At 62.8% G+C, this 23,647-nt stretch carries 20 protein-coding genes; 17 read left to right on the top strand and 3 right to left on the bottom strand.

From position 1 onward, the window contains the following. Window positions 1-321 precede the first annotated feature (321 nt). The 17 genes from JFN91_RS04875 to JFN91_RS04955 all read left to right on the top strand — a co-directional run bounded on the left by JFN91_RS04875 (window position 322) and on the right by JFN91_RS04955 (window position 21,041). On the top strand, window positions 322-2,655 hold the full coding sequence (locus tag JFN91_RS04875; protein ID WP_199388073.1) for an NADP-dependent malic enzyme: 2,334 nt from the start codon (window positions 322-324) through the stop codon (window positions 2,653-2,655). 10 nt (window positions 2,656-2,665) lie between these two features. Further along, entirely contained in the window at window positions 2,666-3,520 is an 855-nt protein-coding gene (locus tag JFN91_RS04880; protein ID WP_199388074.1) for a class I SAM-dependent methyltransferase, read from the top strand. A gap of 37 nt (window positions 3,521-3,557) precedes the next feature. Beyond that, complete coding sequence (locus tag JFN91_RS04885; protein WP_199388075.1) at window positions 3,558-4,421, top strand: enoyl-CoA hydratase-related protein; 864 nt, start codon at window positions 3,558-3,560, stop codon at window positions 4,419-4,421. 1 nt (window position 4,422) lies between these two features. Next, on the top strand, window positions 4,423-5,319 hold the full coding sequence (locus tag JFN91_RS04890) for an amidohydrolase family protein (protein ID WP_199388076.1): 897 nt from the start codon (window positions 4,423-4,425) through the stop codon (window positions 5,317-5,319). Between the two features lie 334 nt (window positions 5,320-5,653). Then, on the top strand, window positions 5,654-6,841 hold the full coding sequence (locus tag JFN91_RS04895; RefSeq protein ID WP_199388077.1) for a thiolase family protein: 1,188 nt from the start codon (window positions 5,654-5,656) through the stop codon (window positions 6,839-6,841). Beyond that, window positions 6,838-7,686: a 3-hydroxybutyryl-CoA dehydrogenase gene (locus JFN91_RS04900; RefSeq protein ID WP_199388078.1), complete on the top strand. Its 849-nt coding sequence runs from the start codon at window positions 6,838-6,840 to the stop codon at window positions 7,684-7,686. The genes JFN91_RS04895 and JFN91_RS04900 overlap by 4 nt, the downstream gene beginning before the upstream one ends. Window positions 7,687-7,697: 11 nt before the next feature. Beyond that, window positions 7,698-8,480 (top strand): enoyl-CoA hydratase/isomerase family protein, encoded by a 783-nt coding sequence (locus JFN91_RS04905; protein ID WP_199388079.1) that lies wholly within the window; start codon window positions 7,698-7,700, stop codon window positions 8,478-8,480. Window positions 8,481-8,843: 363 nt separating this feature from the next. After that, entirely contained in the window at window positions 8,844-10,844 is a 2,001-nt protein-coding gene (locus JFN91_RS04910; protein WP_199388080.1) for a heterodisulfide reductase-related iron-sulfur binding cluster, read from the top strand. 304 nt (window positions 10,845-11,148) lie between these two features. Next, complete coding sequence (sucC, locus tag JFN91_RS04915; RefSeq protein ID WP_199388081.1) at window positions 11,149-12,327, top strand: ADP-forming succinate--CoA ligase subunit beta; 1,179 nt, start codon at window positions 11,149-11,151, stop codon at window positions 12,325-12,327. Beyond that, window positions 12,324-13,253, top strand: coding sequence for a succinate--CoA ligase subunit alpha (gene sucD, locus JFN91_RS04920; RefSeq protein WP_199388082.1), 930 nt, complete (start codon window positions 12,324-12,326; stop codon window positions 13,251-13,253). Before sucC ends, sucD begins: the two co-directional genes overlap by 4 nt. 137 nt (window positions 13,254-13,390) lie before the next feature. Next, complete coding sequence (locus JFN91_RS04925) at window positions 13,391-14,203, top strand: electron transfer flavoprotein subunit beta/FixA family protein (protein WP_199388083.1); 813 nt, start codon at window positions 13,391-13,393, stop codon at window positions 14,201-14,203. A 16-nt stretch (window positions 14,204-14,219) separates the two neighbouring features. Beyond that, window positions 14,220-15,560: an electron transfer flavoprotein subunit alpha gene (locus JFN91_RS04930; protein WP_199388084.1), complete on the top strand. Its 1,341-nt coding sequence runs from the start codon at window positions 14,220-14,222 to the stop codon at window positions 15,558-15,560. Window positions 15,561-15,624: 64 nt separating this feature from the next. Beyond that, the gene (locus tag JFN91_RS04935; protein ID WP_199388085.1) at window positions 15,625-17,574 is read left to right on the top strand and encodes a (Fe-S)-binding protein; all 1,950 of its coding nucleotides are present in this window, start codon (window positions 15,625-15,627) and stop codon (window positions 17,572-17,574) included. A gap of 10 nt (window positions 17,575-17,584) precedes the next feature. Continuing rightward, window positions 17,585-18,361: an electron transfer flavoprotein subunit beta/FixA family protein gene (locus JFN91_RS04940; protein WP_199388086.1), complete on the top strand. Its 777-nt coding sequence runs from the start codon at window positions 17,585-17,587 to the stop codon at window positions 18,359-18,361. Between the two features lie 11 nt (window positions 18,362-18,372). Beyond that, on the top strand, window positions 18,373-19,293 hold the full coding sequence (locus JFN91_RS04945; RefSeq protein ID WP_199388087.1) for an electron transfer flavoprotein subunit alpha/FixB family protein: 921 nt from the start codon (window positions 18,373-18,375) through the stop codon (window positions 19,291-19,293). A 286-nt stretch (window positions 19,294-19,579) separates the two neighbouring features. Beyond that, window positions 19,580-20,782 carry a bifunctional 3,4-dihydroxy-2-butanone-4-phosphate synthase/GTP cyclohydrolase II gene (locus JFN91_RS04950; protein ID WP_199388088.1) on the top strand — a complete coding sequence of 401 codons (1,203 nt, stop codon included), beginning with the start codon at window positions 19,580-19,582 and terminating at the stop codon, window positions 20,780-20,782. A 37-nt stretch (window positions 20,783-20,819) separates the two neighbouring features. After that, the gene (locus JFN91_RS04955) at window positions 20,820-21,041 is read left to right on the top strand and encodes a hypothetical protein (protein WP_199388089.1); all 222 of its coding nucleotides are present in this window, start codon (window positions 20,820-20,822) and stop codon (window positions 21,039-21,041) included. A 676-nt stretch (window positions 21,042-21,717) separates the two neighbouring features. On the opposite strand, the gene JFN91_RS04960 is transcribed toward JFN91_RS04955, so the two are convergent. From JFN91_RS04960 to JFN91_RS04970, 3 genes are all read right to left on the bottom strand, one after another. Beyond that, on the bottom strand, window positions 21,718-22,341 hold the full coding sequence (locus JFN91_RS04960; protein WP_199388090.1) for a hypothetical protein: 624 nt from the start codon (window positions 22,339-22,341) through the stop codon (window positions 21,718-21,720). Between the two features lie 153 nt (window positions 22,342-22,494). Beyond that, window positions 22,495-23,025: a hypothetical protein gene (locus tag JFN91_RS04965; RefSeq protein WP_199388091.1), complete on the bottom strand. Its 531-nt coding sequence runs from the start codon at window positions 23,023-23,025 to the stop codon at window positions 22,495-22,497. A gap of 168 nt (window positions 23,026-23,193) precedes the next feature. Continuing rightward, window positions 23,194-23,610, bottom strand: coding sequence for a hypothetical protein (locus tag JFN91_RS04970; protein ID WP_199388092.1), 417 nt, complete (start codon window positions 23,608-23,610; stop codon window positions 23,194-23,196). Between the last annotated feature and the right edge of the window lie 37 nt (window positions 23,611-23,647).

Genomic DNA, 23,647 nt, shown 5'->3' on the forward strand with positions numbered 1-23,647 from the left:
GGGTGAGGGAGGTGCCATGGCTGGCAATTTGCCTGGTACCGGCGCCCTCACCCGGCCTCCGGCCATCCTCTCCCAAAGGGAGAGGGATCTCTTGTGCCCTTTTTCCTGGTTCCCAAGCTCCAGCTTGGGAACCCCATATGGCGCAAAGCTCCAGCTTTGCATCCGATGGAAGTTGGAGCGTCGGAGAGGCCTTGCGTTCCCAAGGCGGACCTTGGGAACGAGATCAAGCCAAACCAAATCCCCCTAAATCCCCCTTCGCAAAGGGGGACCTAAATCACGAACCCTGTTGTCAACGCCACTTGCCTTGAAAGGGATGCTGCTATGAAGAAGTTGTCCGATGCACTGCAATACCACGCCACAGGCCGCAAGGGGAAGATCGAGGTAATCGCCACCAAGCCGTGCCAGACCGCGCAGGACCTGTCATTGGCTTATTCGCCCGGCGTCGCCGAGCCCTGTCTCGCCATCGAGCAGAACCCGGAGGACGCCTACCTGTACACCGCCAAGGGGAACCTGGTGGCGGTGGTCTCAAACGGCACGGCGGTCCTCGGCCTCGGCAACATCGGCGCCCTCGCGGGCAAGCCGGTCATGGAAGGGAAAGGGGTGCTCTTCAAGCGCTTCGCCGACGTCGACGTCTTCGACATCGAGCTGGGGAGCGAAGACCCCGACGAGATCATCAAGGCCTGCCAGCTTCTGGAGCCGACCTTCGGCGGCATCAACCTGGAGGACATCAAGGCGCCGGAGTGCTTCTACATCGAAGAGGAACTGAAGAAGACCATGAACATCCCGGTCTTCCACGACGACCAGCACGGCACGGCGATCATCTCGGCGGCGGGCCTCATCAATGCCCTGGAGTTGGTCGGCAAGAAGATCGAGGAGGTGAAGATCGTCGTCAACGGCGCCGGCGCCTCGGCGATCGCCTGCGCCAACCTCGCCATCTCCCTCGGCCTCAGGATGGAAAACCTCATCATGTGCGACACCAAGGGGGTCATCTACCGGGGCAGAACGGAGGGGATGAACAAGTACAAGGAGCGCTTCGCCGCCGACACCCACCTGCGCACGCTGGAAGAGGCGGCGGTCGGCTGCGACGTCATGTACGGCCTCTCCTCCAAGGGGGCCATCACCCCGGCCATGGTGCGCAGCATGGCGCCCAACCCGATCATCTTCGCCATGGCCAACCCCGACCCGGAGATCACCCCGGAAGAGGCGCACGCGGTCCGCGGCGACGTGCTGATCGCCACCGGGCGCAGCGATTACCCGAACCAGGTCAACAACGTCCTCGGCTTCCCCTTCATCTTCCGCGGCGCGCTGGACGTGCGGGCCACGACCATCAACGAGGAGATGAAAAAGGCCGCGGTCTTCGCGCTGGCGGAACTGGCCCGCGAAGAGTGCCCCGACTCGGTCTGCCGCGCCTACGGCAACGTCAAGTTCAGCTTCGGCCGCGATTACATCATCCCCAAGCCGTTCGACCCCAGGGCCCTGTTGCGGGTCGCCCCGGCGATAGCCAAGGCGGCCATGGATTCCGGCGTGGCGCGCCAGCCCATCGCCGACATGAACAGGTACGTGGAGCACCTGGAGTCCCTGCAAGGGAAGTCCAAGGAAACGCTGCGCCAGATCATCAACAAGGCGAAGAGCGACCCGAAGACGGTGGTTTTCCCGGAAGGTGAGAACGAGAAGGTCCTGCGCGCGGCCCAGATGCTGGTCGAGCAGGGGATAGCCCGGCCGATCCTGCTGGGTAACGAGGACAAGATCCGCTGCACGCTCAAGTCGCTGGAGATAGACCTGAACGGCGGCGTCACCATCATCGACCCCGCGCAGGACGAGAACCTGGAGTCCTATGCCAACGAGCTGTTCCTGCTCAGGCAGAGAAAGGGACTCACCCTCTCCGAGAGCCGCCGGCTCATGTCCCGCAAGTCGCGCACCCACTTCGGCTGCATGATGGTCCGCCGCGGCGACGCCGACGCGCTCCTGGCCGGGGTCGACGCCAACTACGCCGACACGATCCGCCCCGCCCTGCAGGTGATCGGCAAGCAGGAAGGGCTCTCCAGCGTGCACGGCCTCTACATGATGGTCTTCAAGCAGGAGATCTACTTCCTCGCCGACACCACCGTCTGCATCGATCCGGACGCGGCGGAGCTTGCCGAGACGGCGATCCTTGCCGCGGAGAAGGCGCGCATGCTCGAAATCGAGCCGAGCGTGGCCATGCTCTCCATGTCGAACTTCGGGTCGGTGCGGCACCCGCAGGCCGATCGGGTCAGAAGCGCCGTCGAGATGGTGAAACAGAAGGCGCCCGGCCTCGACATCGACGGGGAGATGCAGGCGGACACCGCCGTGGTCTCCGAGCTGCTGCAGGCGAATTTTCCCTTCACGACGCTCAAAAAAGCTGCTAACGTCCTGGTCTTCCCTGATCTCACCTCGGGGAACATCTGCTACAAGCTGCTGCGGCAGCTCGGCGGCGCGGACGCCATCGGCCCCATCCTCATGGGGATGAACAAGCCGGTGCACATCCTGCAGCAGGGGGACGACGTGATGGACATCGTCAACATGGCCGCCATCGCCGTCGTCGATGCCCAGAACTGCGGCAGGTCCGTCACCGCGCCGGCCACGAAGAAGGTGCAGCGAGCCCCTCAGTCCGAGGGGGCCTTCGCCGGGGCCTGAGGAGGCGTCCATGATGCCCGCACACGAACCGATGAGAGCAGCCACCGCTGTGGCCGGCCACTACCGCTGCCCGGACCTGGAAGCAAAGGTCCTGGCGGGGCTGGTCGCGGCGGGAAAGGACCCGGACCGGCTGCAGCCGGAAGAACTGGCGGCCATCGATGAATTCCACGTGCGCGGCGCCGCGGCCACCAGGGAACTGGCGGCGGCGCTGAAGCCAGCGCCGGGGCTGCGCGTCCTCGATGTCGGCTGCGGTCTGGGAGGCGCGTCGCGCTACCTTGCCCGTCTTCTGGACTGCCACGTCATCGGCGTCGACCAAAGCGCCGACTACTGCGCAGGGGCGAGGATGCTCGCGAAGAAGCTGGGGATGGGCGGCAAGGTCGCCTACCTCCAGGCGAACGCACTGACGCTCCCCTTCGCAGCCGGGACCTTCGACGTCGTCTGGACCCAGCATGTCTCGATGAACATCGACGACAAGCGCCGTTTCTATCGCGAGATCCGTCGTGTGCTGGCACCCGGTGGCAGGCTCGCCTGCTACGAGGTCTTATCGGGGCCGGGTGGGGAGGTCTCTTTCCCGGTGCCATGGGCACGGGACCCGTCGGGCAGCTTCCTGGTGGACCAGCTGGAGTTCCGCCGGATTCTCTCGGAGGCAGGGTTCGAGACCGTGGTTTGGAAAGACGTGACGGATGAGGGGCTTGACTGGTTTCGCCGCAGGCAGCAGAAGGGGGGCGGCGGACCGCAACACGGTTTCGGGCTGCAGCTGCTTCTTGGCGACGATTTCCCGCAGATGATCGGGAACCAGCTGCGCAACCTGGAACAACAGCGCATTACCCTGGTGCAGGGGATATTCCAGGCATCGGGAGGGTGATGATTTTTCACAGCAGGGCAGGGACAGGAGGTTCACCATGAATAGTACCGCCAGGAGATTTTCGCTCTTACCAAATCCGAAGGAGGGTCCGGCCATGCCGCAGCTCAAGGATTGCACCCTGACCCTGGAGGACAGGGTCGCCGTTCTGACCTTCCAGCGCGACGATGTCCGCAACGCCCTCACCGGAACCGCCCTCACCGAAGACATCATCACCACCGTCAACTGGATAAACGCCGAAGACCGCGTCTCGGTGCTGGTCATGACCGGCGCCGGATCTGCGTTCTCCTCCGGCGGAAACGTAAAGGAAATGCAGGCCCAAAACGGCATCTTCGGCGGCTCGCCGGTGGAGGTCCAGGACAAGTACCGCCGCGGCATCCAGCAGATCCCTCTTCTGCTGCACAAGGCCGAGATCCCGGTGATCGCCGCCATCAACGGCCCGGCCATCGGGGCCGGTTTCGATCTGGCCAACATGTGCGACATCCGCATCGCCTCCACCCGCGCCAAGGTCGGCGAGACCTTCATCAACCTCGGCATCACCCCCGGCGACGGCGGAGCCTGGTTCATGCAGCGGCTCTTGGGGTACCAGCGCGCCGCCGAGCTCATCTTCACCGGGAGGGTGATCGACGCCGCCGAGGCGCTCAAGCTCGGCATCTTCCTGGAGGTGGTCGATCCCGAGGAGCTTTTGCCGCGCACCATGGAACTGGCGCGGGAAATCGCCTCCAAGCCGCCGGTGACCCTCAGGCTCACCAAGCGGATGATGAAGCTCGCCCAGCGCAGCGATCTCCCCGACTTCCTCGACCTCTGTGCCTGCTTCCAGTCCTTCGCGCACCACACCGAGGACCACCTTGAGGCGGTCGACGCCTTCCTGGAGAAGCGCAAGCCGACCTACAAGGGGCGCTGACATGAAGCCGGAGACGACGACAGGGGAGGGGAGAACCGGCGCCGGGATCATCGACGTCCATGCCCACTGCTTCACCTCGAAGGACCTGGCGGGGGACGTCGCGCGGCAACTGGCGGGCCTTCGCCAACGCGGCATCACCCAGGTGGCCGTGGCGGGGATGGTGAACGACCGTCTCGATGCGCAGCAGATCTGGGGGCTTGTCCCGGACTGGGTGGAAAACCGCGGCGACGGGCTCTTCGACGAGGCCCGCGACCTGCTGGAGCACGCGCGGCTTTCAAAGGGGGCCATCGTCCCGCTGCTCGACACCCGCTACCTCTGGGGCGACATCCCCGGCGCGCTGGGCCGGTACCTGAGGCAGGGGTTCCGCGGCATCAAGGGGGTCTACCTCCCCGACCCCGGCAATGACCTGGGTGTGAAGGGGGTGCCCGACACCTTCGGCATTACCGTCGCAGAGTACCGCAAGAGGGAATGGGAGATCTTCTCCTTCGCCGAGGCCAACGACCTCCCGGTCCTGTACCACATCGATGCCAGGCGCTACGGCGACACCATGGCCGCGCTTCTGGCGGACTTTCCGAGGGTGCGCGTCAACTTTCCCCATTTCGGCATCGGCAGGAAGGCCTTCAGCCCGTTCCTCGACCGTTATCCCAACCTCTACACCGACTTCTCCGGTCTTCTCTCACACATGAGGGAGAATCGGGAGAGCTACCGCGATTTCATCCTGCAGTACCAGGACCGGGTCTGTTTCGGGAGCGACGCCATCCTCTACAAGGTGGAGGGATCGGCTCATTACCTGGACGCGCTGTACGACCTGGGGCTCCCGGAAGAAGTGCTGCACAAGGTCTGCGTGGAGAACCCGCTTAAGCTCATGGGGAGTGCGCTGTCAGGAGCATGTGTGTAATTTCCGCTGAATCCGTCCACATCCCCTTTCCCCCCGGGCGAAGGGATGGCAAAACCTTGGCGCGGTTGCCCGGGCGTCCCCGCCCCCGGAGGGGGAGGGACAGGGAGGGGGCTGGTGTCCTCCCCCCCTCCTAGCCTCCCCCCTCCTGGGGGAGGGATCCAATCTCCTCGGCATAGCACCTTCCGTCGGTGGAGCCGTTACCGAATTTCTCAAAAAACAAAATCCTGTAACACCGTTCTCTTTTTTTGTTGACAGTAAATTGGTATTGTAGTACCTATTTACCAGCTACCGCCGGCGCGGCTCTGCCAGGCGCCGTACCCAGAGGAGAAACACCATGTCCGAGGTCTACCTTGTCGAAGCACTGAGAACACCCTTGGGATCGTTTGGAGGCGCTCTTTCCGATGTCGAGGCCCCCCGTCTTGCCGCAGCCGTGATCAAGGAAATCCTGCAGCGCACCGGGCTCCCGGCGGACTCCGTCGACGAGGTGATCGTGGGCCAGGTCCTCTCCGGCGGCAACGGCCAGGCGCCGGCCAGGCAGGCGATGCGTTACGCGGGACTCCCCGACAGCGTTCCGGCCCTGACCATCAACAAGGTCTGCGGCTCGGGTCTCAAGGCGATCATGCTCGGCGCGGGCTCCATCCGCCTGGGTGACGCGGACCTCGTGCTGGCGGGCGGCATGGAGAACATGTCCCTCGCCCCGTACGCACTCAGCAAGGGGCGCTACGGCTACCGGATGGGTAACGCCGAGATGCTCGACCTCCTGGTCCACGACGGCCTCATCGACCCCTACAGCGGCAGCCACATGGGGGTGATCGCCGAGGCGAGCGCCGAGAAGAACGGCCTCAGCCGCTCCACCCAGGACACCTATGCCCTTGCCTCGTACATGAAGGCGCAGGCGGCGCAGATGGACGGTGTCTTCGCCGACGAAATCGTGCCGGTCGCCAAGAAAACCCGCAGCGGCGAGGTGGTCGTCAAGGACGACGAGGAGCCGTTCAAGGTGGACTTCAAGAAGCTCCCCGAACTCCGCGCGGCCTTCAAGAAGGACGGCACCATCACGGCGGGGAACGCATCGACTATCAACGACGGCGCCGGCATGACCCTTCTGGCCAGCGCCGCGGCGGTTAAGAAGCACGGGCTGAAGCCCAAGGCCCGCCTCGTTGCCTACGCGACCAACAGCGTCCACCCCGACGACTTCACCGAGGCGCCGGTAGGCGCGATCGAGAAGGCCTGCGCGAAAGCGGGGATATCCGTTGCCGACATCGACCTCTTCGAGATCAACGAGGCCTTCGCGGCGGTGCCGCTCATCGCCTTCAAAAAGCTCGGCATCGAGCCGGAGAAGGTCAACGTCAACGGCGGCGCGGTCGCCATCGGCCATCCCCTCGGTGCCAGCGGCGCGCGTATCACCGCGACGCTGGTCCGCGAGCTCAACAAAAGAAAAGCACGCTACGGTCTCGCCACCCTCTGCATTGGCGGCGGTGAGGCGGTAGCGGTCATCCTCGAGTCCGTTCAGGAGGCAATATGATCAGGAAGGTTGGTGTTCTCGGCGCAGGGCAGATGGGGAGCGGCATCGCCCAGGTCCTGGCCCGGTATGAGACCGAAGTGGTCCTCTTCGACATCGCGCAGCCGCAGCTCGACAAGGCGCTCGCCGGCATCGCGAAGAACCTGGACCGCCAGGTGCAGAAAGGTGAGCTCGCCGCTGAAGCGGTGCAGCAGATCCTCAAGCGCATCGTCGCCACGCAGAAGATGGACGACCTCGCCGATTGCGACATGGCCATCGAGGCGGTCACCGAGAAGGAGTCGCTCAAGCTGGAGATCTTCCGGCAGCTCGACCAGGTGGTGAAGAAAGACGCCATCCTCGCCTCCAACACCTCTTCAATCCCGATCACCAGGATCGCGGCGGTGACCGGCCGGCAGGACAAGGTGATCGGCATGCATTTCATGAATCCCGTGCCGGTCATGAAACTGGTCGAGGTGATCCGCGGGCTCGCCACCAGCGACGAGACCTTCGCGGCGACCTCCTCGCTCGTGGCCAGGCTGCAGAAGGAGATGGCGGTTTCCGCCGACTACCCCGGCTTCATCGTCAACCGCATCCTGATCCCGATGATCAACGAGGCCGCCTTCGCTGTCTTCGAGGGGATCGCCACGGTTGAGGACATCGACAAGGCCATGAAGCTCGGCACCAACCAGCCCATGGGTCCGCTCACGCTGGCCGACTTCATCGGGCTCGACACCTGCCTGGCCATCATGGAGGTCCTGTACCAGGGGTTCAAGGATCCCAAGTACCGTCCCTGCCCGCTGCTCGTCAAGAAGGTCGAGGCAGGTCATCTCGGCAGGAAGTCCGGCAGGGGCTTCTACAACTACGCCTAGGGGGGCTCGCCATGCCATACCAGAATCTGCTCTTGGAAAAAAAAGACGGGGTCGCGCTGCTCATAGTGAACCGCCCGAAGGTGCTGAACGCCCTCAACGATGAAGTGCTGGACGAACTGCTGCACGCCTTCGAGGTGCTCGACCTGGACCGCACGGTGCGCGCCGTGGTGCTGACCGGCGCCGGCGAGAAGGCCTTCGTGGCCGGCGCCGACATCGCCGCCATGGCCGACTACAACGTGGAGCAGGCGCTCGCCTTCGCGAAGAAGGGGCAGCAGTTGATGGCGCTGATCGGCAGGGTGAGAAAACCGGTGATCGCCGCAGTGAACGGCTTCGCCCTCGGCGGGGGGCTGGAACTGGCCCTCGCCTGCGACTTCGCCTACGCCTCGGACAACGCGAAACTGGGCCTTCCCGAGGTCACCCTCGGCATCATGCCCGGCTTCGGCGGGACACAGAACCTGCCCCGCCTGGTGGGAAGATCCCGCGCCAACGAGCTCATCTTCATGGGCAAGGTAGTGACTGCCGCCGAAGCCAAGAGCTGGGGGCTGGTCATGGCCGTGTATCCCCCCGAGCGGCTGCTGGACGAGGTGCTGGCGACCGCCGCGAAGATCGCCGGCAACGGGCTGATAGGCGTTGCCCGCGCCAAGGACGCGGTGAAAAGCGGCCTGGACATGTCGCTCGCGGAGGGGATGAACCACGAGGCGATAAGCTTCGCATCTCTCTTCGCAAGCCAGGATCAAAAAGAGGGGATGACGGCATTCGTGGAGAAGCGGAAACCGGCGTTCACCGGGGCGTAAAGAGATAAAGTCCTGCCCCAAGTTCCCCCTCCCCTTGCGGGAGGGGGGCAGGGGGTGGGGGAACATGCCGCCGGCAATGCAGATTGCAGCTTCACCCACCCCCCAGCCCCCTCCCGTCAAGGGATGGGGAGGAGGCCAACAGAGGGATTGTAGACGCTGTAGAGGGCCAGGGTGAGGGCGATGCAGACGGCAAGATGATAGCAGCTCCCCTCCCCCGGAGGGGGAGGGTCAGGGAGGGGGAAGCAGCTGCACAATCCTTGTTTCCCCCCTCCCGGCCTCCCCCCTCCGGGGTGAGGGGCGTATACCGGCAAGACACCGTTGGCAATGTGTGAGGCAATCAGCAACGGCAAAACGAGGTGAGTCATGGAAGCAACGCGCGAACTCTATTGGAACATAGGCCACGGGGCGGCGGTACTGGTCCCGATGTACCTGATCACGGTGGCCGCTTTGGCGCTGCTCGGCTACTACGGTTACCAGCGGCTGCGGATCTACGGCAAGGGCAAGCCCCTGGACCGGACCGGCAACCGCCCGGAACGCATCTCGATGCTGGTGAAGAACGTCCTTCTGCAAAGCCGCGTGCTCAAGGTCAAGGGCCCGGGCTTCGCCCACGGCTTCTTCTTCTGGTCTTTCGCCACGCTCTTCGCCGGCACCGTACTGGTGGCCCTGCAGGCCGACGGCACCGATCTCCTCCTCGGCGTGCGCTTTCTGACCGGCACCTTCTACAAGGTCTTCTCCCTGGTGCTCGATGTCGCCGGCCTCGCCGCCCTCATCACGCTGGCCGGACTGTTCGTGCGCCGCTACCTGGTGCGCCCGGAGGGGCTGGAGACGACCCGCGACGACGCCGTCATGCACGGCCTGCTCTTCGCCATCATCGTCACCGGCTTCCTCATCGAGGGGGCCAGGATGGCCGTGACCGAAGTGGTGCAGCAGCCCGATCTTGCGCTCTGGTCGCCGGTGGGCCTCATGGTCGCCAAGATCCTGTCGGGCTCGCAGCCCGGGGACCTGGCCCTGGTGCACCGCGGTCTGTGGTGGTTCCATTTCGTCCTGGTCGCCGCCTTCATCTGCGCCATCCCCTTCACCAAGTTCCGCCACATCTTCACCACTTCCGCGAACTACTTCTTCGCACCGCTCGGCCCCAAGGGAGCGCTGGTGACCGTGGACATGGAGGGTGACGCCGAGAGCTTCGGCGCGGCGAAGATAGGCGACATGACCTGGAAGGACATCTTCGACACCGACGCCTGCACCAAGTGCAAGCGCTGCCAGGACCGCTGCCCCGCGCACGCGACCGAGAAACCGCTCTCCCCCATGAAGGTCATCTCCCAACTGGGCGAGGTGGCCCGCGAGGCCGTCGAGGACAACCTGGTCGAAGCGGTCGGCAAGGACGCCCTCTGGTCCTGCACCACCTGCCGGGCCTGTCAGGAGATCTGCCCCGCCGCCATCGAACACGTCAACAAGGTGGTCGACATCCGCCGCAACCTGGTCCTCATGGAAGGAGAATTCCCCGGCGACGAAGTGGTCACCGCGATGGGGAACGTCGAGGTGAACGGCAATCCGCTCGGCATGTCCTTCGCCTCCCGCGGCGACTGGGCCGAGGGGCTGCCGGTCACCCAGCTCTCCGAAGGGGCCGAGGTCGACATCCTGTACTTCGTCGGCTGTTACGCCTCCTTCGACAAGCGCAACATCAAGATCGCCACCAGCTTCGTGAAGCTCTGCGCCGCCGCCGGCATCAGGGTCGGCATCCTCGGCAAGGAGGAGAAGTGCTGCGGCGAGCCGATGCGCAAGCTGGGCAACGAGTACCTGTACCAGACCCTGGCCACGGAGAACATCGAGACCATCAAGGGGTACGGGGTGAAGAAGGTGGTCACCGCCTGTCCACACTGCTTCAACACCCTGTCCAAGGACTACCGCGACCTCGGCTTCGATGTCGAGACCGAGCACTACACCACCTTCCTGGAGCGCCTGATCACGGACGGCAAGCTGAAGATCGATCAGGGGGCCTTCGAATGCACCTACCACGACTCCTGCTACCTCGGTCGCTATAACGACACCTACCAGGCCCCGCGCGCCCTGGTGCAGGCGGCGGGCGGGACCATCAGGGAGATGGAGCGCAAAGAGGCGGAAAGCTTCTGCTGCGGCGCCGGCGGTGGACGCATCATGGCCGAGGAGAAGCTGGGAAGCCGCATCAGCGTGAAGCGCGTGCAGATGGCCGCCGCGACCGGCGCCGGGGTCCTGGTATCGAACTGCCCGTTCTGTCTCACCATGTTCGAGGACGGCGTCAAGGGGGCCGAACTGGAAGGGCTCCTGGTGGCGCGGGACGTATCGGAGATCCTGCTGGAAAGAGTAGTGGCAGCGCAGGCTGGGTGAGGGACGAAGTAAATGTAATGCAGTGAGGCGAGGTAGAGCCGGTAGCGGCAAGTACCGCATCCGACTCCGGGCAGGCGAAAATCTGACGGAGGACACCGATGAGCCGAATCCAATGTGCAGATGGCCCCAGTGGGGTCGACGGAAACCGCAACAGCAGAGCAATCCAGTTGTTAAAACCCCCATGATCAGGGGCCAATAGGAACGCAGCGCCCCCGCCGCAAACGGCACGGGGACCTTGAGGCAACTGACGATGAGCGCGGCAGGCGAGTTCAGGAGGCGCCACGCGCCCGGGAGGATAAAAGGGATGAACATTCACGAGTATCAGGCCAAAGCGATACTGAGGAAATTCGGAGTGCCGGTACCGGACGGTCACGTCTGCTACAACGGCGCCAGCGCCAGGGAATGGGCCAAGCGGCTCGGTGAGGGGCCCTGGGTGGTCAAGGCGCAGATCCACGCCGGCGGGCGCGGCAAGGGGGGCGGCGTCAAGCTGGCCAGGACCTCCAGCGAGGTGCAGATGATCGCCCGCGACATGCTGGGCATGACGCTCAGGACGCACCAGACCGGTCCGGAAGGGAAGGTGGTGCACCGGGTGCTGGTTGAGAACGGCTGCGACATCGCCCGTGAACTCTACGTGAGCCTCGTCGTGGACCGCTCCACCTCGAAGGTGACCGTGATGGCCTCCACCGAAGGGGGGATGGACATCGAGGAGGTGGCGGCCAAGACGCCGGAGAAGATCTTCACCGAGAAGATCGAGCCGCTGGTAGGGCTGACCCAGTTCCAGGGGAGGAAGCTCGCCTTCGCCCTGGGCCTGGAAGGAAAGCAGATCGGCAAGGCGGCCAAGATGTTCGAGGCGCTCTACACCACCTTCATCGCTTGCGACTGTTCGCTGCTCGAGGTGAACCCGCTGGTCGTGACCGGCGCGGGCGAGCTGCTCGCCCTGGACGCGAAGTTCGGCTTCGACGACAACGCGCTCTTCCGCCACCTGCAGATCGGCGACATGCGCGACTTCGACGAGGAGGACGCCAACGAGATCGAAGCGAGCCAGCACGACCTCTCCTACATCTCGCTCACCGGCAACATCGGCTGCCTGGTTAACGGCGCCGGCCTCGCCATGGCGACCATGGACATCATCAAGCACTACGGCGGCGATCCGGCCAACTTCCTGGACGTCGGCGGCGGCGCCACCATCGAGCGCGTCACCGAGGCCTTCAAGATCATCCTCTCGGACAGGAACGTCGAGGGCATCCTGGTCAACATCTTCGGCGGCATCATGAAGTGCGACGTCATCGCCACCGGCGTCATCCAGGCCGCCAAGCAGGTATCCCTCAAGGTACCGCTGGTGGTGCGCCTGGAAGGGACCAACGTCGAGAAGGGCAAACAGCTCCTCGCCGAGAGCGGGCTCGATATCGTGGCCGCCGACGGCATGGCTGACGCCGCGCAGAAAATCATCATGGCCGTTTCCGCCAAAGGGGGTAGAGCATGAGCATCCTGGTCGACAAGAACACCAAGGTGATCACCCAGGGGATCACCGGGGCCACCGGCCTCTTCCACGCGCAGGGCGCCCGCGAGTACGGCACGCAGATGGTGGGCGGCGTCACCCCGGGCAAGGGGGGGACCACGGTGGACGGCTTCCCGGTCTACAACACCGTCGCCGACGCCGTGCGCGAAACCGGCGCCACCGCGAGCGTCATCTACGTCCCGCCGCCGTTTGCCGCCGACTCCATCATGGAGGCGGTCGATGCTGGGCTGGAACTGGTCTGCTGCATCACCGAGGGGATTCCGGTCCTCGACATGGTCAAGGTGAAGCAGTTCATGCAGGGGAAAAGCACCAGGCTCATCGGCCCCAACTGCCCCGGCATCATCACCCCGGGGCAATGCAAGATCGGCATCATGCCCGGCTACATCCACAAGCCCGGCAAGGTCGGCGTCGTCTCCAGGAGCGGCACGCTCACCTACGAGGCGGTCTGGCAGTTGACCGGCTATGGTTTGGGCCAGTCCACCTGCGTCGGCATCGGCGGCGACCCGGTGAACGGCACCAGTCATCTCGACTGCCTGAAGATGTTCGAGGAGGACCCGGACACCGAGGCGGTCATCATGATTGGCGAGATCGGCGGTTACGCCGAGGAAGAGGCAGCCTACTTCGTCAAGGAGTACATGACCAAGCCGGTCGCCGCCTACATCGCCGGCCGGACCGCCCCCCCGGGCAAGAGGATGGGGCATGCCGGCGCCATCATCTCCGGCGGCAAGGGCACCGCCGCCGAGAAGGTCGCCGTCCTTGAGTCCTGCGGCATCAGCGTCGCCGCGACCCCCGCAGAGATGGCCCAGGCGCTCATGAAGATCTATCGTCCCGGCGTCAAGAACACGCACCACTACGTGGCCGCCCCCGCGGCCGCCGCAGCCGCCGTCTAGCACCGACCACCCCCTCCCTTGACGGGAGGGGGCAGGGGGGTGGGTGAAGCCGCAAGTCAGCTGAAACTGATGGCATCTTCCCCCGTCCCCTTACTCGAACCAACAGCTCACCCGCAGTCAAAGCGAAGGAGAAGGTCATGCTCGTGATCTCCTGTATCAAGCAGGTGCCGGACACCACCCAGGTCAAGATCGACCCGGTCACCAACACCCTGGTGAGGGAGGGGATTCCCTTCATCGTGAATCCCTACGACACCCACGCCCTCGAAGAGGGGCTGGCGCTCAAGGACCGCTACGGCCTTCGCTCCGTCGCCATCTCCATGGGGCCGCCCAACACGGTCGCCACCCTGAAAAAGGCGTGCGCCCTCGGGGTCGACCAGGCCATCCTCCTCTCCGACCGCGCCTTTGGCGGCGCCGACACCCTGGCCACCAGCCAGGTGCTCGCCTCGGCCATCGAACGTCTCGCGCAGAAGGAGGAAGTGGGGATCGTCTTCTGCGGCAAGCAGACCATCGACGGCGACACTGCCCAGGTCGGCCCCGGCATCGCCACCCGCCTCGGCTTCACCCAGCTCACCCTCGTCGACCGCATCGAATGGCTCGATCTCGACAAGAAGAGGATCCGGGTCCGGAGAAAGCTGGAAGGGAGGCACGAGATCGTCGAGGCCCCGCTGCCGGTGGTGATCACCGCGGTGCGGGAGCTGAACCGGCCCCGCTACCCAACCGTTCCGATGCGTCTGTCCGCCGAACTGACCGAGGTCACCGTGTGGGACAACCAGGTGCTCAACCTGGACGTCGAGACGGTCGGACTCAAGGGGTCGGCGACCTGGGTCAGCAAGATCTTCTCTCCCGAGCGTGACCAGGGGGAGATCATCGGCGACGGCATCAAGGATCCCGTCGGCACCGCCCATCTGCTGCTCGACAAGATGCTCAGCAAAGACCTGTTAGCGATCTAGCCTGCAAGGAGTTGACATGGACAGCAAGAAGATCAAGAAGCCGCGCGGCATAGCACGCCTGGTCGCCGGCAAGTGCATAGCCTGCGGCGCCCGCTGCGAGAGCTCTTGCCCGGTAAGCGGCATCCTCATGAACGATGCGGGGGAGCCTTCCATCCACGCCGAGAAGTGCATCGGCTGCGCGAAATGCGTCAAGGTCTGCGCCGCCGGGGCCCTGGAGATGTTCTATACGCCGGAAGAGCTGGAGCTTCTCAAACAGTGGGAGGCGCAGCACGGCGCGGCCGGGGAGGAGCTCGATCCCGCGGAAAAGAAGCTGCGCGAGATGCTGGCCACCTATCGCGGCGTCTGGGTCTTCATCGAGCAGTTCGAGGGGGAGGTCGCCAAGGTCTCCTGGGAGTTGCTCGGCGCCGGCGCGGACCTCGCGCGGCAGCTCCAGGTGCCGCTCTCCGCGGTGATCATCGGCCACGGCGTCGCCGCGCTCTGCGAAGAGTCCTTCAGCTACGGCGCCGACCAGGCCATCGTGCTGGACGCGCCGGTGTTCGGGAACTACCGCACCAAGCCCTTCTGCGACGCGCTCTGCCACCTGATCGACAAGCACAGGCCCGAGGTCATCCTGATGGGCGCCACCGGCCAGGGGCGCGACCTCGCCGGCGCGGTCGCCACCGTGGTGAAGACCGGCCTCACCGCCGACTGCACCGGTCTCGGCATCGACGACAAACGTAACCTCATGCAGACCCGCCCGGCCTTCGGCGGCAACATCATGGCGACCATCATGTGCGACCGCTTCCGCCCGCAGATGGCGACGGTGCGCCCGCACGTGATGGCCATGCCGGAACGGCTCCCGGGGCGGACCGGCGTCGTGGTCAACGAGGAGTACGACCTGCGTGAGGAGGACGTGCTCGCCAAGGTGATCGAGTCCATCAGCGACAAGGGGGGCAAGGACATCGACATCGCCGGGGCCGAGATCATCGTCTCGGGGGGGCGCGGCCTGATGGGGAAGGAGAACTTCGCCATGCTGCACGAGCTCGCCGCGGAACTTGGCGGCGTGGTCGGCGCCTCCAGGAGCGCCGTCGATGCCGGGTGGATGCCGCACAGCCGCCAGGTCGGGCAGACCGGCAAGACGGTGCGCCCAAAGATCTACATCGCCTGCGGCATCTCCGGCGCCATCCAGCACCTGGTCGGCATGCAGGACTCCGACGTGGTGATCGCCATCAACCGCGACCCCGAGGCCCCCATCTTCCAGGTCGCCACCTACGGCATCGTGGGTGACGTGTTCGAGATCGTGCCGGCCCTGACCAAGAGGGTGCGCACCATGAAAGAGCAGCGCGGCGGGAGACTCCCCGACCGGCTCGCCGTTTGACCGACAGTTGTAAGGGGACAGGCGCCTGCGGGGCCAGTCCCATCAACCGCTTGCGAGGTATCACATGCAAAGCCACCCGTACTTCATGCCGTTGTTGCTCGTCGCCGTGCTGACCTTCTGTTACAGCTGCTACCAGCGCCTGCAACTGGTCACCGCCGGCGCCGCCGAGAACCGCTTCGACCGCCCCGGCGAGCGCCTGGCCGGGGTCTTCTCCTACGCCTTCGGCCAGAGGCGCGTTCTGTCCCGCCCGTTCGGCGTGAACCACTTCGTGCTGTTCTGGGCCTTCTTGCTGCTCCTGGTCGCCAACGCCGACTTCCTGTGGCAGGGGCTCTTCCCCGGAAGCGGGCTCTCCGCCCTGCCGGAAGCGGTCCGCCACCCGCTCGAACTCGCCTTCGACCTGGTGTCGCTGCTGGCGCTCGTCAGCGTCCTCGTGGCACTGGCGCGCAGGCTCTTCTTCGCGCCGTCGTATCTCGGCAACGACTACACCAAGCCCTGCAGCGGCGAGGCGCTGCTCATCCTCGGGATGATCGCGACGCTCATGGCGGCGTACTTCCTGATGAACGCGGCCCGCCTCGCCCCCGGGTCGCAGACGTGGCAGCCTGTCTCACGGGCGGTCTCCTTTTTCTTGCAGGGTCTTCCTGCAGCAACACTGGACGGCGTCGCTTCGGTCTCCTGGTGGGCGCATGCGATAGTGTTGCTTCTTTTTCTCAACCTGCTGCCGCGCAGCAAGCACATGCACATCCTGACCGCCATCCCCAACTGCTACTTCAGAAACCTCGATCATCCGGCGGTCCCGCCGCGCGAGGAGTTCCAGATGGGGAACCGGTTCGGTGTCAGCGGCGTCGAGCAGTTTTCCTGGAAGGACCTGCTGGATTCCTTCTCCTGCACCGAATGCGGACGCTGCCAGGACCTCTGTCCCGCGCACAACACGGGGAAATCCCTCAATCCGCGCCGCGTCGTCCACGACGTCAAGGTGAACCTGCTGGAAAAGGGTGGCAAGCCGCTCATCGGACCCAAGGGGGATGGGACCAGCAGCGAGGAATCGCTGTGGGACTGCACCACCTGTGGCGCCTGCCTCTCGGTCTGTCCGGTCCTCATCGAGCACCTCCCCAAGATCGTCAAGATGCGCCGGCACCTGGTGCAGGAAAAGGCCCGGTTCCCGGAAGAGCTTTTGAACCTCTTCGAGAACATGGAGCAGCGCAGCAACCCCTGGGGCATCGCCCCCTCCGAGCGCGGCAAGTGGATCTCGGTCCTCGGTGAGCGCAGCTTCAAACCGGGGGAGACGGAATATCTCTTCTTCGTCGGCTGCGCCGGCTCCTTCGACAGCCGCGCCAAGCAGACCACGCTCGCCCTGGCGACCACCCTGGACCGGGCCGGCATCAGCTGGGGCATCCTGGGCAAGGACGAGATCTGCTGCGGCGACAGCGTCCGGCGCCTGGGGAACGAATTCGTCTTCGACAAGATGGCGCGCGACAACGCGGCGATGTTCCGCGAGCGTGGCGTGAAGAAGATCGTCACCGCGTGCCCGCACTGCTTCAGCACCCTGAAGAACGACTACAGGCAGTACGGCGTCGAGCTGGAGGTGGTGCACCACAGCGAGCTGATCGCCCAACTGGTCGGCGACGGCAGGCTCAAGGCGCCCAAGAAGGCAGGGCAGGGGAAGGTGCTCTTCCATGACTCCTGCTACCTGGGACGCCACAACGACACCTACGCGGCACCCCGCGCCGTCATCGAGGCGGCCACCGGCGGGGTCCCCGGCGACTTCGAGCGCAACCGCGAGAACGGCTTCTGCTGCGGCGCTGGCGGCGGCAGGATGTGGATGGAGGAACAGACCGGAGCGAGGATCAACCACGAACGGGTCAAGGAAGCCCTCAAGCAGCAACCCGACACCATCTGCGTCAGCTGCCCCTACTGCATGACCATGCTGGAGGACGGGCTCAAGGACCAGGGGGCGGAGAAGGTACGGGTAAGGGACATCGCAGAGGTAATGGCCGAGGCATTAAACGACCGATAGGGAGGCGCACATGAACATTCTAGTCTGCATCAAACAGGTACCGGACATGGAATCCCGCTTCAAGGTGAACGGGACGGGGGATTGGTACGACGAGGCCGACCTGGCCTACAGGATGAACGAGTATGACGAGTACGCCGTCGAGCAGGCGGTGCAGCTCAAGGAGCAGCTGGGGAACCAGCCCGAGATCACCGTCCTCTCCATCGGCGCCGACCGCGTCGGCGAGGCGCTCAAGAAGGCGCTCGCCATGGGGTGCGACAAGGCGGTCCAGGTGCAGGACAACGACAGCGCCCGCAAGGACCCGTGGCAGATCGCCAACATCATCGCCGCCTACGCGGGCGACAAGAACTTCGACGTCATCTTCACCGGGATGCAGTCGCAGGACCGCGGCTCGGCGCAGGTGGGCGTCACCGTCGCGGAACTTTTGGGCCACAACTGCGCCAGCACCCTGGTCGGCTTCGAGTACGCCGACGGCGTGGTCACCGCGAAGAGGGAGCTGGAGGGGGGCGTCAAGAGCGTGGTCAAGGTCCCGGTACCGGCGCTGGTTACCTGCCAGTTGGGCCTCAACGTGCCGCGCTACCCGACCCTGCCCAACATCATGAAGGCGAAGAAGAAGGAGCTGCAGCTGGTACCCGTTGCGAGCCTCTTGAAAGAGGAGGCCGCGACCGGCACCGAGAAGCTCTACCCGCCGGTGAAGAGCGGCGGCGGCATTGTCCTGGAAGGGGATCTGGGGGACATCGCCGATCGCCTGCTGGGCATTCTCAAGGAAAAGACCACGGTCATGAAATAAGGAGGTGAGCCATGAAAGCACTGCTTGTCTGTGAACAGCGGGAAGGAAAATTACTGGATACCAGCTACGAGCTGGTGGCCTTCGCGGAACGTCTGGGGGCGGAGGTGAGCCTGGTCCTGGTGGGGAAGGAGGCGCAGGCCCCGCAGGTGGCCGCCAAGCTGTACCTGGCCGACGTCGACAAATACGGTGAGTACAGCCCCGAGCTGCACAAGCACATCGTGGTCGCCGCGGTCCTCAAGGAGAACCCCGACTACATCATCTTCCCGCACTCCTCCTACGGCTGGGACCTGGCTCCCAGGGTGGCCGCGACCTTGAGGGTGGGGCAGGTGTCCGAGGTCGTCAACATCGTTGACGGCAAGCTGGAAGTGAGCCTGTGCAACGGCAAGCTGCGTCGCACCGTGAGCCCGAAAGGGGCGCGCGCCGTCCTGACCGTCCAGGCCGGCGCCTTCAACTATGCCGGCCAGCAGTCCGGCGCCCCGCAGGTTGAGGCTATCGAGATCTCCCAGGGGAGCTCCGCGTTGCAGTTCGTCGGCTACGAGCCGGCCGAGAAGAAAGAGGTCGACCTGGGACGCGCGGAGATCATCGTCAGCGCCGGCCGCGGCGTCGGCAAGAAGGAGAACGTCGCCGTCATCGCTGAACTTGCCAAGGCCTTTGGCGGCGAGCTCGGCGCGAGCCGCCCTGTGGTCGACGCCGGATGGGTCGGGCACAGCCACCAGGTCGGCACCACCGGCCAGACCGTGTCGCCCAAGCTGTACGTCGCCTGCGGCATCTCCGGCGCCATCCAGCACCTGGCCGGCATGAAGAAATCCGACTTCATCGTCGCCATCAACAAGGACAAGGAAGCCCCCATCAGCGAGGCCGCTGACGTCATGGTGGTAGCCGACGTGCTGCAACTGGCCCCGGTCCTCGCGGAGAAGCTGCGCGCGGCGTAACGGTACTCTGACCTTCCCAATGTTCCCTCCCCCGGAGGGGGAGGGTTAGGGAGGGGGAACGTCTGGGGGCGTCTGATGCCCCCCACCCAGCCTCCCCCCTCCGGGGGGAGGAGCGGACCCTCTCCCGGAGCGAGAGGGGGAGATGCCGCCTTCCGGCAACACGAGTAACGATTTCCGAAATGGCTCGGGACTAGTGCCTGGGACCACAGCACCACGCGCAGGGTTTTCCTGGCTTCCCTGCGCGTGGTGCGACTCTCAACCGGTGCCAACAGTCAAGGAGGGTGTCATGTCCGTGGCGAGCATAGAAGAAGCGATCGAAGATATCAGGGCCGGCAGGATGGTCATCCTGGTGGATGACGAGGACCGCGAGAACGAAGGCGATCTCACCATGGCCGCCCAGTTCGTAACCCCCGAGGCGATCAACTTCATGGCCCGCTTCGGGCGCGGCCTCATCTGCCTTACCATGACCGCTGACCGCTGCGACCATCTGGCGCTCCCTCCCATGGTGCGGGACAACACCTCCTCCTTCGGCACCGCGTTCACCGTCTCCATCGAGGCGCGCTCCGGTGTAAGCACCGGCATCTCGGCGGCGGACCGGGCCCGCACCATACTGACCGCGGTGGCGCCCGACGCGCAGGCCTCGGACCTGGCGAGGCCGGGGCACATCTTCCCCCTGCGCGCCCGGGAGGGCGGCGTCCTGGTCCGTTCCGGGCAGACTGAGGGTTCGGTCGATCTCGCGCGACTGGCCGGGTTGGAACCGGCCGGCGTCATCTGCGAGATCATGAAAGAGGACGGCACCATGGCCCGGATGCCCGACTTGAAGCGCTTCGCGCTGCAGCACGGCATCAAGATCTGCACCATCGCCGACCTGGTCGCCCACCGACTGCGGCACGAGTCCCTTGTGCGGCGCTCCGTGGAGGTAGCGCTGCCGACCAAGGCAGGCTCCTTCCGTGCCGTCGCCTTCGAGAACGACGTCGACCGCCTCGAGCACATCGCCCTCGTCAAGGGGGACCTCTCCGGTGACGAGCCGGTCCTGGTACGGGTCCATTCCGAATGCATGACCGGCGACGTGTTCGGCAGTGTCCGCTGCGACTGCGCCGATCAGCTGCACCATGCCATGGAGATGGTGGAAGCGGAGGGGAGGGGGGTGATCCTTTATATGCGGCAGGAAGGGCGCGGCATCGGGCTCACCAACAAACTGAAGGCGTACGCGCTGCAGGACCAGGGTAAGGATACCGTGGAGGCGAACCTGGCCCTTGGGTTCAAGGCCGACATGCGCGACTACGGCATCGGGGCGCAGATCCTGGCCCAGTTGGGGCTCAAGAAGATCCGGCTCATGACCAACAACCCGAAGAAACTGGTCGGTCTGCAGGGGTACGGCATAGACATCGTCGAGCGCGTCCCCCTGGAGGTCGCACCCGGCAGTAACAACATCGAATACCTCCGCGCAAAGCGGGAGAAAATGGGACATATGCTGCAGTTCATCTGAGCGTGCGGGAGAAGGCGCTGCGGCTTGTGGGGGAAGTATGAACGATTGTGGAGACCTTGATTGCAGGCGCTACATCATCTCGGTCCGGATCACCGATGCCGAACGGAAGTTCCTGTTGCGCCTTTTGAACGGGCAGAACATGACCATCTCCGACCTGGTGCGGGAGGCTCTGGGGCGCCTGGCTGTCTTTCCGCCCACCACGCTCCGGAAGCCGCGCCGGCGCCAGGACGAGGGCCGGCAAAAAACCGCGAAGTCATAAATGGGCTCGCAACATCTCGGTGCAGATTTGGTAGCACAAGAAAAGAGAGGGCTGTTGGCCCTCTCTTTTCTTTACTGGTGAACGTTTGGAAGTCGCCAGGTTGTCCGTTTCACCAGTCGCGTCAGAACTGCTCCGGCAACATGGGGCCGCTCAGGATCTCGATCACATCTCCCGCCATGCCCCCCTGACGGTCACGGGCTGAGGTCGGCTTTACGCATGGCTTATGCGTTAATAGTCATTGACGCTATTAACGAATGAAGCCAATAAACGTAAATAAGAAGATTTGTTATTAACGGATAAGGAACCTTGAAAAATAAAAAACCCGCCAATTTGGCGGGTTTAGCTACACTTTGGAACGGTGTGAAACGGTTAATGGCGGAGCGCATGGGATTACGGCTTCACACTCAAGTGCCTTAAATTACATAAGGTGTTTAGTTGTAGCAGACGGTAGTTACCCATATTGTATTATAAAAAATTAATTAGTTGAGTGGGTTCGCTTCCGAAAATGGTGAGGTGAGTTGGCAAAACTATAAACTCCTCACATCCACTTTGATTATAAATGTTTGAGCGAAATCCGTCGAGAAAGTAATCAAACATCCCACAAGCTTACCCCTGATTTATCCTTTCGATACGGTAATGAGGTGCAGCAGGCAACCGCTGTCGACTGTTAGGTTTTTTACCAGAGCATATGAACTGTAGCTAGTCCATCACGAACGTAGCAACCAAACGGCGGCTCTTGCAACATGTTTGCCTCTGTAAGCTTTACACTGCTTTCAAGAATTATTACTGAGACGTCACCAGAATTTTGTAAATATTTACTTTGGAAGTTTGCAAAGAGGCAAAAGTTACTATTTTCACCAACCCCCCAACGTAAGGGTACATTTACACCATTCCGGTGAAACGAAGCTCCTTGAAGTATGCACATAACACTAATTTGGATTCCATTTGCCTGTTCACCTAATCGATTGATGTAGACTTCCAGTGTTGGAAATAGGTCAAGTAGAACATGGATCAAATTAAATATCGTTATGTCTTCGGTAATTGGTAGTTCTACATCGAGTGTCGGTGAACCTGATTGTAGCGCTGAGGCGAGTTGGTCGTAATATCTAAAAACACGATCGTGCATCAGCCCCTGATTTCTTTGGGGGTGGGCTACGAAATTGCCGAGTTCCCGGATGATTTCATTCTTAGTGTGGTCTCGAACTGCGATGAGTAAGAGCCTTATGTCATTGTGTTGATAATTTCCAACAAGAATGCGCTTTATAATCTCTGAAATTTCTTTTTTCTCTGATTCCGTCATTTGTTCTCACATATATAAAACCTGATGCCCTAGTAGAGCAGCGACGCAGGTCGCAGCCGCTGCTGTTGCCTGATTGGGGTTCGTTCGTCCGGGTTCTCGTCTATTCAATGCCTGCACCAGAGGTGGCACACCTCACCGCGTAACTGTAGTACCTTATAGCAATACATTGTCGTTGGTTGCATGGTGGTGCCAAAACTCGAAACCTTTATATAGCACTTGGATTCCATCACGCACGCCTCCAGCATCTACGATTTCGAGGCGACCTAAAACCTTTCCTTCCTCAGCCGGTTTTTGAACATCGGCTGGCGTCAGACGCGCTTCCGTGATTCCCAAACATACAACATGTTTCGTGCCGTTGCAGATGGATTGACAGACTTTCAACTCTGGGCAGGAGGTCACGGCCCATTTAACAAGATCGTCCTTCTCAAGTCGACGGCCAGTCACACCCAATAGCTGTTTCACCTCCAACTTGTCGCGGGCTGAGACAGCTATCCCATTCCATACCCAGTCATTTAGATGCCACAGCGTAATGGCGCAGTTGATTGCAGCATCGCGGTGGTCATCGTCCGACCCGGCATTTACACAACGCTGGTACTCGCGCCAAGCCTTCATGACCATAGAGTGCGCAGTTCCCAAACCGAAACTTCCGACTGCAGACAGAAGATGGTTGTTCATAATGCTCATAGCTACTCCTTTCTAATTTTTGTCGAAATAACACCGGAACTGGCTACTCTTACCGACCCTCTACAAACGGCCTCGCCCTTTATATTGCCCCTATAATACGTAGTTCAAAGACTTCTCGGAGTGCTAATTGTCAAATACTTCCCGTCGTTTCAGTTATGGGTTTCCCAGCTACTCCTGCCATGTCGAGTGAGGTGTTTGCTTCTCCTCCCATGGTGGTGCATCCTTAGCTCGATGATAATTCTCCACTACACTCATAACCTCATCAACCTCTTTGAGCTTAAAGACAAGTTCATCCTTTGTTATTTCTGTACCTAAAACCTCTGCTAACTTCATCATATGAATAATATAGGTGTCAAGCGGCTGGAGAGATGCACGTCTTCCGTTGTGGACACTTTGTATAAAAAGGTCCTTTGACTGTTTCCAATGTTCAACGGCCAAACTTAACATCAGTTCTTTGTGGTGCTTTTTCTCCTCAAATTTTTTATTCAACCAGTTATTGAGAACATTTAAAACACCGACAACAAGTCCGCCACCGAGTGCAGAAACCACCGGAACCCAAGCAGGGACAGACGCCACATCAGCCATTTTCTACGCTCCTTACTGCCAATAATTGACTATGATA

It is taken from the genome of Geomonas anaerohicana, from assembly GCF_016458305.1.
In the GTDB taxonomy this organism is placed as follows: domain Bacteria; phylum Desulfobacterota; class Desulfuromonadia; order Geobacterales; family Geobacteraceae; genus Geomonas; species Geomonas anaerohicana.

Coding starts and splice junctions, on each gene's coding strand:
- JFN91_RS04950 (WP_199388088.1), top strand. CDS start 19,580: ATGTCCGTGGCGAGCATAGAAGAAGCGATCGAAGATATCAGGGCCGGC.
- sucD (WP_199388082.1), top strand. CDS start 12,324: ATGAGCATCCTGGTCGACAAGAACACCAAGGTGATCACCCAGGGGATC.
- JFN91_RS04885 (WP_199388075.1), top strand. CDS start 3,558: ATGAATAGTACCGCCAGGAGATTTTCGCTCTTACCAAATCCGAAGGAG.
- JFN91_RS04900 (WP_199388078.1), top strand. CDS start 6,838: ATGATCAGGAAGGTTGGTGTTCTCGGCGCAGGGCAGATGGGGAGCGGC.
- JFN91_RS04880 (WP_199388074.1), top strand. CDS start 2,666: ATGATGCCCGCACACGAACCGATGAGAGCAGCCACCGCTGTGGCCGGC.
- JFN91_RS04970 (WP_199388092.1), bottom strand. CDS start 23,610: ATGGCTGATGTGGCGTCTGTCCCTGCTTGGGTTCCGGTGGTTTCTGCA.
- JFN91_RS04890 (WP_199388076.1), top strand. CDS start 4,423: ATGAAGCCGGAGACGACGACAGGGGAGGGGAGAACCGGCGCCGGGATC.
- JFN91_RS04910 (WP_199388080.1), top strand. CDS start 8,844: ATGGAAGCAACGCGCGAACTCTATTGGAACATAGGCCACGGGGCGGCG.
- JFN91_RS04955 (WP_199388089.1), top strand. CDS start 20,820: ATGAACGATTGTGGAGACCTTGATTGCAGGCGCTACATCATCTCGGTC.
- JFN91_RS04960 (WP_199388090.1), bottom strand. CDS start 22,341: ATGACGGAATCAGAGAAAAAAGAAATTTCAGAGATTATAAAGCGCATT.
- JFN91_RS04875 (WP_199388073.1), top strand. CDS start 322: ATGAAGAAGTTGTCCGATGCACTGCAATACCACGCCACAGGCCGCAAG.
- JFN91_RS04925 (WP_199388083.1), top strand. CDS start 13,391: ATGCTCGTGATCTCCTGTATCAAGCAGGTGCCGGACACCACCCAGGTC.
- JFN91_RS04930 (WP_199388084.1), top strand. CDS start 14,220: ATGGACAGCAAGAAGATCAAGAAGCCGCGCGGCATAGCACGCCTGGTC.
- JFN91_RS04945 (WP_199388087.1), top strand. CDS start 18,373: ATGAAAGCACTGCTTGTCTGTGAACAGCGGGAAGGAAAATTACTGGAT.
- JFN91_RS04895 (WP_199388077.1), top strand. CDS start 5,654: ATGTCCGAGGTCTACCTTGTCGAAGCACTGAGAACACCCTTGGGATCG.
- JFN91_RS04935 (WP_199388085.1), top strand. CDS start 15,625: ATGCAAAGCCACCCGTACTTCATGCCGTTGTTGCTCGTCGCCGTGCTG.
- sucC (WP_199388081.1), top strand. CDS start 11,149: ATGAACATTCACGAGTATCAGGCCAAAGCGATACTGAGGAAATTCGGA.
- JFN91_RS04965 (WP_199388091.1), bottom strand. CDS start 23,025: ATGAGCATTATGAACAACCATCTTCTGTCTGCAGTCGGAAGTTTCGGT.
- JFN91_RS04905 (WP_199388079.1), top strand. CDS start 7,698: ATGCCATACCAGAATCTGCTCTTGGAAAAAAAAGACGGGGTCGCGCTG.
- JFN91_RS04940 (WP_199388086.1), top strand. CDS start 17,585: ATGAACATTCTAGTCTGCATCAAACAGGTACCGGACATGGAATCCCGC.